At 56.5% G+C, this 7,465-nt stretch carries 6 protein-coding genes; 1 reads left to right on the top strand and 5 read right to left on the bottom strand.

All coding sequences use genetic code 11. The features are described 5' to 3' along the window. The 3 genes from Q3981_RS05750 to Q3981_RS05740 all read right to left on the bottom strand — a co-directional run. Positions 1–1,640 (bottom strand): L-lactate permease (locus tag Q3981_RS05750; protein WP_303124462.1); only part of this gene is annotated, 1,640 nt, incomplete at its 3' end. A gap of 403 nt (positions 1,641–2,043) precedes the next feature. Then, positions 2,044–3,300, bottom strand: coding sequence for an alpha-hydroxy acid oxidase (locus tag Q3981_RS05745; protein ID WP_046203664.1), 1,257 nt, complete (start codon positions 3,298–3,300; stop codon positions 2,044–2,046). A gap of 226 nt (positions 3,301–3,526) precedes the next feature. Continuing rightward, positions 3,527–3,877, bottom strand: coding sequence for a hypothetical protein (locus Q3981_RS05740; RefSeq protein ID WP_368410094.1), 351 nt, complete (start codon positions 3,875–3,877; stop codon positions 3,527–3,529). Positions 3,878–4,453: 576 nt separating this feature from the next. On the opposite strand from Q3981_RS05740, the gene Q3981_RS05735 reads away from it, so the two are divergent. Then, positions 4,454–5,164, top strand: a complete 711-nt coding sequence (locus tag Q3981_RS05735) for a hypothetical protein (protein ID WP_303124461.1) — start codon at positions 4,454–4,456, stop codon at positions 5,162–5,164. Between the two features lie 87 nt (positions 5,165–5,251). Here the strand turns inward: Q3981_RS05735 and Q3981_RS05730 are convergent, their stop codons facing one another. Together Q3981_RS05730 and Q3981_RS05725 are read right to left on the bottom strand one after the other, a co-directional pair. After that, positions 5,252–6,055, bottom strand: a complete 804-nt coding sequence (locus Q3981_RS05730) for a triacylglycerol lipase (RefSeq protein ID WP_303124460.1) — start codon at positions 6,053–6,055, stop codon at positions 5,252–5,254. Positions 6,056–6,133: 78 nt separating this feature from the next. Further along, the coding region (locus Q3981_RS05725; RefSeq protein WP_303124459.1) for a M18 family aminopeptidase at positions 6,134–7,465 on the bottom strand (1,332 nt) is incomplete at its 5' end.

The raw sequence follows: 7,465 nt of genomic DNA, 5'->3' as shown, positions 1-7,465 counted from the left end.
CATAGGGCGATCAGAAGTCCGACGCTCCAGAGAACCACCTTCCGGAGAATCTCGGACTCGCGTCCAACCAGGCCGACCGCCGTCGCCACAATGGTGAGGTTCTGGGGGCTGACCAGCTTACCGACAACACCACCGGACGTATTCGACGCAACCATGAGGGCAGGATCAACATTCGCTTTCACAGCAGCCGTCTGCTGTAGCGTCGAGAATAATGCGTTTGCACTGGTGTCAGAACCGGTCACCGCGGTGCCCAGCCAGCCGAGAATCGGGGCGAAGAACGCGAAGGCCGCACCCACGCCGGCAATCCATGTACCCATCGTGATCGTCTGACCGGACTGGTTCATGACATATGCCAAGGCAACCACGGAGGCAACGGTCAAAATGGAGAATTTCATCTTCACCAAATTCTCCCAATAGGCCTGGCCCAAAACCTTCAAAGACACCCGGTACACAGCGGCAACAATGAACCCTGATATGATCAACAGAGTTCCTGGCGACGAGAGCCAGGTGAATTCGAAGACGGTTGCGCCCGATACCTTGCCGCCTGCGGTCAGAATGTGACCGTCCGAACCCGGCCAGTGAATCGTGACATCTGTGCTCTTCAGGAAATGTTTCACCGGGTCGCACAACTCGGCCAGGGAGAAGACCACGAGAACGAGGAGATACGGGAAGAGCGCCATGAAAGTCCGGCCGGCGGTGAGCTCACGCTCCTCTGTTTCCTGCGCAACCGTCTCTGCACCTGCGATGTCTTGAGTACCAGCTTCCTGGTCCTCCTTTTGCCGTTCCACAAACAATCGCTCGCGGGCTTCTTCCGTTCCCTTCGGCTTCCAGACGCGCAACATGATCACGGTGGCAGCGACACCCATCAGAGCTGCCGCAATATCAGTCAGTTCCACCGAAATGTAGTTAGAGAACACGAACTTGGTGAGGGAGAACACGAGGCCAATAACGAAAGCGATCGGCCAGCACTCTTTCAAACCACGCTTTCCATCCACCAGAATGCAGAGGAAGAGTGGGATAAAGACCGACAAAATAGGGGTCTGGCGGCCGACGATGGCACCGATGTGCTGGTAATCAATACCCGACAACGCGCCAGCGGTAATGATCGGCGTTGCTACAGCACCGAAGGCAACCGGAGCGGTATTGGCCACCATGACCGACACCGCAGCACGCATGCGTGAGAATCCGATGGTCAGGAGCATGACGCCGGTGATGGCCAGAGGCGCACCGAATCCGGCCAACGCTTCCAACATGCCACCGAAGCAGAATGCGATAAGAATTGCCTGCACGCGGGGATCGTCGGAAAGTCGATCGATGAGGGCTCGTAAGTCCTGGAAGCGACCCGAGCGAACGGTGATCTCGTAGAACCAGATCGCGGCGATGACGATCCACATGATTGGGAAGATGCCGAACACCGCGCCCTGGGTGGCGGCCAAGCCCGCAAGGTGAGCTGGCATTCCATAGGCTGCGATGGCGATGACGAAGGAGACGGCCAGGGCGGTGAGGCCCGCCCAATGGGCCTTCCACCGCAGTACTCCGAGTGTGACAAAGATTGTGGCCAAGGGGAGGAAAGCTACCAACGCGGAGACAAATAAATTGTCTGCCAGCGGAGCCAAATCAGGCTGATAGGTGGAACTCATGACACCGGTTATTCTCACTTTTCAGGGGCATCACTGGGGGATGCCAAGGGACAAACTACGCATCACCCAGACTGCTTCTCACACACCAGCAGAAAATAGTGATGTACAACACATACGTGGTGAAACCACCGTATTAGTCACATCTTCTACGATCACCCTAAACGGGACAAAATTCGTGATGATGTGACAACTAAAAGCCACGGGAAACCGCATGTAGACGTCAGACAGGTCCCAATTTTTACCCCCAAATGGGAACCTAAAGACGCAAACGGCTCACCGTGGCGTCGATCATATTCACTGGCAGCCAGGCGCCCGGCGCGACCAAGCGCACACGTGGCGACACTGGAGGCTAGCTCTCACACTGGTGAAGGAATTGTGTGAGACCTAGCCCTCCCGCTGCGAGTTACACAGTTGCATCGTCGCGAGACGAGTCCACACGGTTAAACCGAGTGAGCTGCGTGACGTGCTGAGGGCCTAGTTCCTCAATGCTCGTGACCTGCAACAACTTCATGGTCCGCTCGATCTGCGACCGCAAGATTTCGATGGTCCGGTCCACGCCGGCACGGCCACCAGCCATCAAGCCGTACAGGTAAGCACGTCCAATCAGGGTGAAGTCTGCACCCAGGGCTAGCGCGGCGACGATATCGGCACCATTCATGATGCCGGTGTCCACCATGATCTCCACGTCCTTGCCGACTTCGCGGGCAACCTCGGGGAGCAGCAAGAACGGCACGGGAGCGCGGTCGAGCTGGCGTCCACCGTGGTTCGACAACACAATCGCGTCGACACCCAGGTCGGCGAGCTTCTTCGAGTCCTCAAGGTTCTGGACGCCCTTGACGGCGAGCTTCCCGGGCCACATCTCACGAATCGTCTTCAAATCATCGAAGCTGATCGTGGGGTCCATGGCGTTGTTGAGCAGTTCGCCCACGGTGCCGCCGGTCGAGCTCAAGGAGGCGAACTCGAGCGGAGGCGTCGTTAAGAAGTCGATCCACCACCAGGGGCGAGGGATCGCGTCGACGACGGTCTTCACCGTCAACTGAGGAGGAATGGAAAAGCCGTGGCGAACATCGCGCATACGGTTGCCGGCCACCGGTGTATCCACGGTGAAGAACAAGGTGTCGAAGCCGGCTTGTGCTGCGCGTTCAACCAGCCCGTAGGAGATTTCGCGCTTGCGCATCACGTACAGCTGGAACCAGTTGCGTCCGGTCGGGTTGGTGGCCTTCACGTCTTCAATCGAGGTGGTGCCCAGCGTCGACAAGCAGAATGGAATGCCCGCTGCACCGGCTGCACCTGCGCCCGCGACCTCCCCTTCGGTCTGCATGAGGCGGGTGAATCCCGTCGGGGCAATGCCGAATGGCAGGGAGGAGGGACCGCCGAGGATCGAGGTGCTCATATCGATCTCGGACGCATCCTTGAGGATGGATGGGTGGAATTCCACGTCCTCAAATGCCTTGCGGGCACGGGCGATAGAAATCTCCCCTTCTGCAGCACCGTCCGTGTAATCGAACGCAGATGCTGGAGTGCGACGCTTCGCAATCTTCCGCAAGTCATAAATTGTCAAAGCGTTTTCCAAACGACGCTTCTTCAAATTCAGCTCGGGCTTTTTAAAGTGCAGATATTCCCTAATTTCTTTTGGATTCGGGAATTGACGCTGAACCACGGGGACTCCTATTCACAGGACGTAAAAATAGACATGCGCAAGGCTCACTAACCTGACACCGGCGTCGTCGCAACAAAAGCCCACGGCAAGCGGGTGAGGCACACGAGATTGCGCTAACTACATTGAGCCTAAACAATTGGTGAATGCATTAACAGTAGGTGTAACCATGCGGGGGTAGGCTAACTGCATTAATAGTGGGCGACGCACCAAGCGTGGCCATAATTACTTAACAAGCCTGCTTATTTGGGGTGTGGGTGGTGTTCGTTTCGCGCGGACGCCATGCCCACCAACCCATCGCCGTCGCGCACAGCACAACACCGAGAACGACCGCCACGACGACACTCCACCCAGCAGCCGAATAAAACGACATCGGCGCTACCCCACCCATCGCACCGCCGACATAGTAGCCCGTCAGATACAAACCGACGCCGGTCGACCAGGCACCCGCGGCCAACCTCCCCACCATGAACGTTCCAACCGCTTGACCAGTGAATACACCGACGCAGGACAACGCGAGGCCAAGAATCACCGGAGGAATCGTCGGAAAGAGAGTGAGGACGAGACCGCCGACGCTCACGCTTTGCGACGCGAGAAACGCCCGGCGCGGACCCCACACCCGCTTCCAGCGCACGCTGAAACGACTACCCACACGGCAAAGAGGACACCTGCCATTTGCCAGCTTTTTATCGGCAACGGAAACTGTGTCTTCTCATGGAGAAAAGCAGGGGCATCAGCTTTTAACGTTATTTTCTATTCTCGCCGTGAAATTAAAACTGAGAACATAGGCCACGCAACAAATGTTCTATATTTAGGCTCCGCAGTCAATCCATCCGATTTTTACCCAACTCAATAATCTCGGTTGAATTCAAGAAGAGTTGATAATTCGTTTTCAATAACTGTAAACATGCTGCTCACAGTGCATCTGAAGCTTATCTCGTACGCGCTCGAGGCCGCGTCGTCGGCAAGTTCTTACCCAATTAAAGCAGCAGATGTTTTAAACTACGATTTTTCCCCACAGACAAATATCACACTCACATTCATTTCACAGAAACGCCGTTTATGGCGTATCCTCATTCATTAGCTGCGAGAGAAACTCCAGCTTCCGACATCGCCAGATTTACATAATCTGCACATCATATTTTTTGGGGGGAAAGTGCGCCGTCTACTTCGCGCATCTATTGCCGCATTATCAATCACACTTGCTGCCATTGGTATGCCCATGGCAGCCAATGAAGCTCACGCCGTTGAGCACCCAACGTACTCGCATCACCCATGGCCCGACGCCTCAAAGGACTTCAAAACTAAAGGCGTCTTCACTACTCCGAACAACCGCACCATCACCGTTCACCAAGGAGCTACTATTCGCTCCGGTAGCGGCGGAACCTGCAGTATCACGTTGATCGGAGACCGCACCGGATACACCGCAGAGCACTGCTCACACGGTCGCTGGACTCGTGGCACCGAGATTTTCGACCAATCCAACCACCGCATCGGGCGGGTTGCGGCAATGAGCCGTGGTCTCGATGCCGTAAAAATTAACCTTGACCCGTCTGTCCGCGTCGACGGTCGCTGGGAAAAGCGTGACTACAACACACTTAACGTGGGAGAACCTGTCCACGTCCTCGGACTCGGCCAGCGTTTCAACGAGTCTCGCGTGACCGACCGTCCGCTCATGGGCTGGAACGGTCGGCCGAACACGGTGGCCCTCGTTTCGCCTCTGAACTCCAGGCCCGGTACGTCGGGTGGAGCGATGGTCGATCGCTACAACCGCGTCATCGGAATTAACGTCGGTTACCTGGAGAACTACACCGGGAAATATGGTGCCTACATCCCGTGGAACGTAGTCGATTCTGAACTGCGGTAAACACCCGTGCTAGGTGCACCCCAACTCCCGCGGTGCACCCATGCACCATCCCATCTGCACTGGTTTCACGTGAAACGACCGAATAGATTACAGCCCATCCTGGAAAATCGTGTCTTTCGCCTGAATAGAATCAATCGGCTCGTCGACAAACTCACCAGTGCACGTGCCATTCAACGCGGCTAGAACCGTGGCTGAAACCTCAGACTGCAAAGGTTCTATCGAGTGGTGGAAACCACCATTAATTAGTGGCGACGGTGACGCCACCGGCTTCATCCTGCATTGACCGCCATCCAAGCGGCCATCCGCCCACTCATGTTCACCGCGAATCGCGTAATACTCCGTCGGACCAGGAGTATCATCCCCAGCATTCAACCGGTTTATGTAATCCGAGCCTGGACACAAATCCTTCGCAGTACCACCCTGCACACACGCCCCCGGACTCCCATACTGAGGCGACCCAATCGCGATATACCGAGCGATGTCTTCGGTCCCTCCCTGATGCTTCAGATACTCACGGGCACTAATTCCCCCCGCACTGTGCCCGACCAGCGAAATTTCTGCATCGGGATTCTCCTCACGGACGCGATGAACTTCGTCGGCAATGAGATGAGCATCAGCAACAACGTCGGCCCCTTTAAGGTCAAGAACGCGAGCGTCATACCCGCCTGCCTCAAGGTTCGACTTCATTTTTCCGTACGGCAGCGTGCCTACTGACTGCCCGGGAAGAATAAGGACAACCGGGCGCGAACTCTCACCATGCACGTCGTTCGACGCGGAAAGAGCGTCCACCGCATCCCCCGCGTAAGCGGCTGGCGCGACAACCACACCACACACTCCAGCACACGAGATTCCAGCAGCCGCGACCGGAGCTTTCATTGTTTTAGGTAGCATGGACTGAAATTACCAATGATTATTAATTAACTCAACCTTACCTAGGGCGGTGAGGAGCGTCTTCACGCTACCCTCAAATCACCGTCCATATTCCAGTGATTCCATCGTCCACAAAGCACGCATTGCCTCCGAGAGCGCCAAACAGTCGTATTCGTGGCTCATTTCTCGCGCAGAGTGCATCGAGAGCAGCGGAATACCGACGTCAACCGTCACCATTCCCAGCCTCGTCGCCGTGATCGGCCCGATTGTCGATCCGCACGGCATAGCGTTATGTGAAACAAACGCCTGGTGGCGGATCCCCGCGGCCTCACAGGCACGCTGCCACATGGCCTCACCCACGGCGTCGGAAACGTAACGCTGGTTAGCATTAATCTTCACCATCGGCCCGCGCCCCATCATTGGGCGAGTGTCCGGATCATGACGTTCAGCGTAATTCGGGTGCACAGAATGCCCCGCATCCGACGATATACAGACGGAGCGAGCCATCATTCGCGCTTCGTCGTCGGCGTCATAACCTAAAGCGACGGCCGTCCGATGCAACACGTCCTCAAGGAACGGGCCTGCGGCGCCCGATCGCGTTCCCGACCCGACCTCCTCATGATCATTGGCGACGAAAACCAGGATGTCGTCGCCAGGAATCGCGTCGGTATCTAAGTGCTGTAAAACGTGAAACCCCGCGAATACTGATGACAAATTATCCTGACGGCCCGACGCAATAAACTGCGACTGGGCACCAAACGTTGCCGCCTTCTGCGTCGGAACCAGCTTGAGATCCCACCCGAAGATCGCGCGTTTGCTCGATAAACCAGCGAACTCCGCGATGACGTCCATAATGTCGGCACTATCGTCGTCAACCGTCCACACCGGGTGAACATGCTTCTGAGGGTTGAGCTCTAGGCCTTCATTGACCTTGCGATCTAAGTGGATGGCCAACTGCGGGACACGCGCGATCGGTTTCGTGCGCACCAGATGAACGGCGCCATGCTCGTCGACAACTCGCCCGGCTACACACAGCTCGCGGTCAAGCCACGAATTCAATAACGCCCCACCGTAGACCTCGACGGCTAATTGCCCCCAGCCATCGGACGTTGTGGACTGTGGCGTCGGTTTGAGTGCGAGTGCCGGGGAATCCGTGTGAGCACCGATAATGCGATAAGCGGTGTGACGACCACCGTCGTTTCTGTTTTCCGCGTCGTTCTTGCCGACGCTTTCACGGTCCGTAGTACTAGCCGACGCAGCCTGCGGCGGAATGACATAAGCGATCATTGCGCCATCACGAACAACGTAATGTCCCCCAGGCCTAACATCCCACGGGTCGGTTTCCTTCTGAGGGTGGAATCCCGCCTGACGGAGCCCGTCGGCCATCACCGCAACCGCGTGGTAGCTCGTCGGCGATTGATCCATGAAATT

Source organism: Corynebacterium sp., assembly GCF_030530965.1.
Taxonomy (GTDB): Bacteria; Actinomycetota; Actinomycetes; order Mycobacteriales; family Mycobacteriaceae; genus Corynebacterium.
Note: the sequence above shows the minus strand (reverse complement) of the source record. Positions and strands in the feature narration are given on the sequence as shown.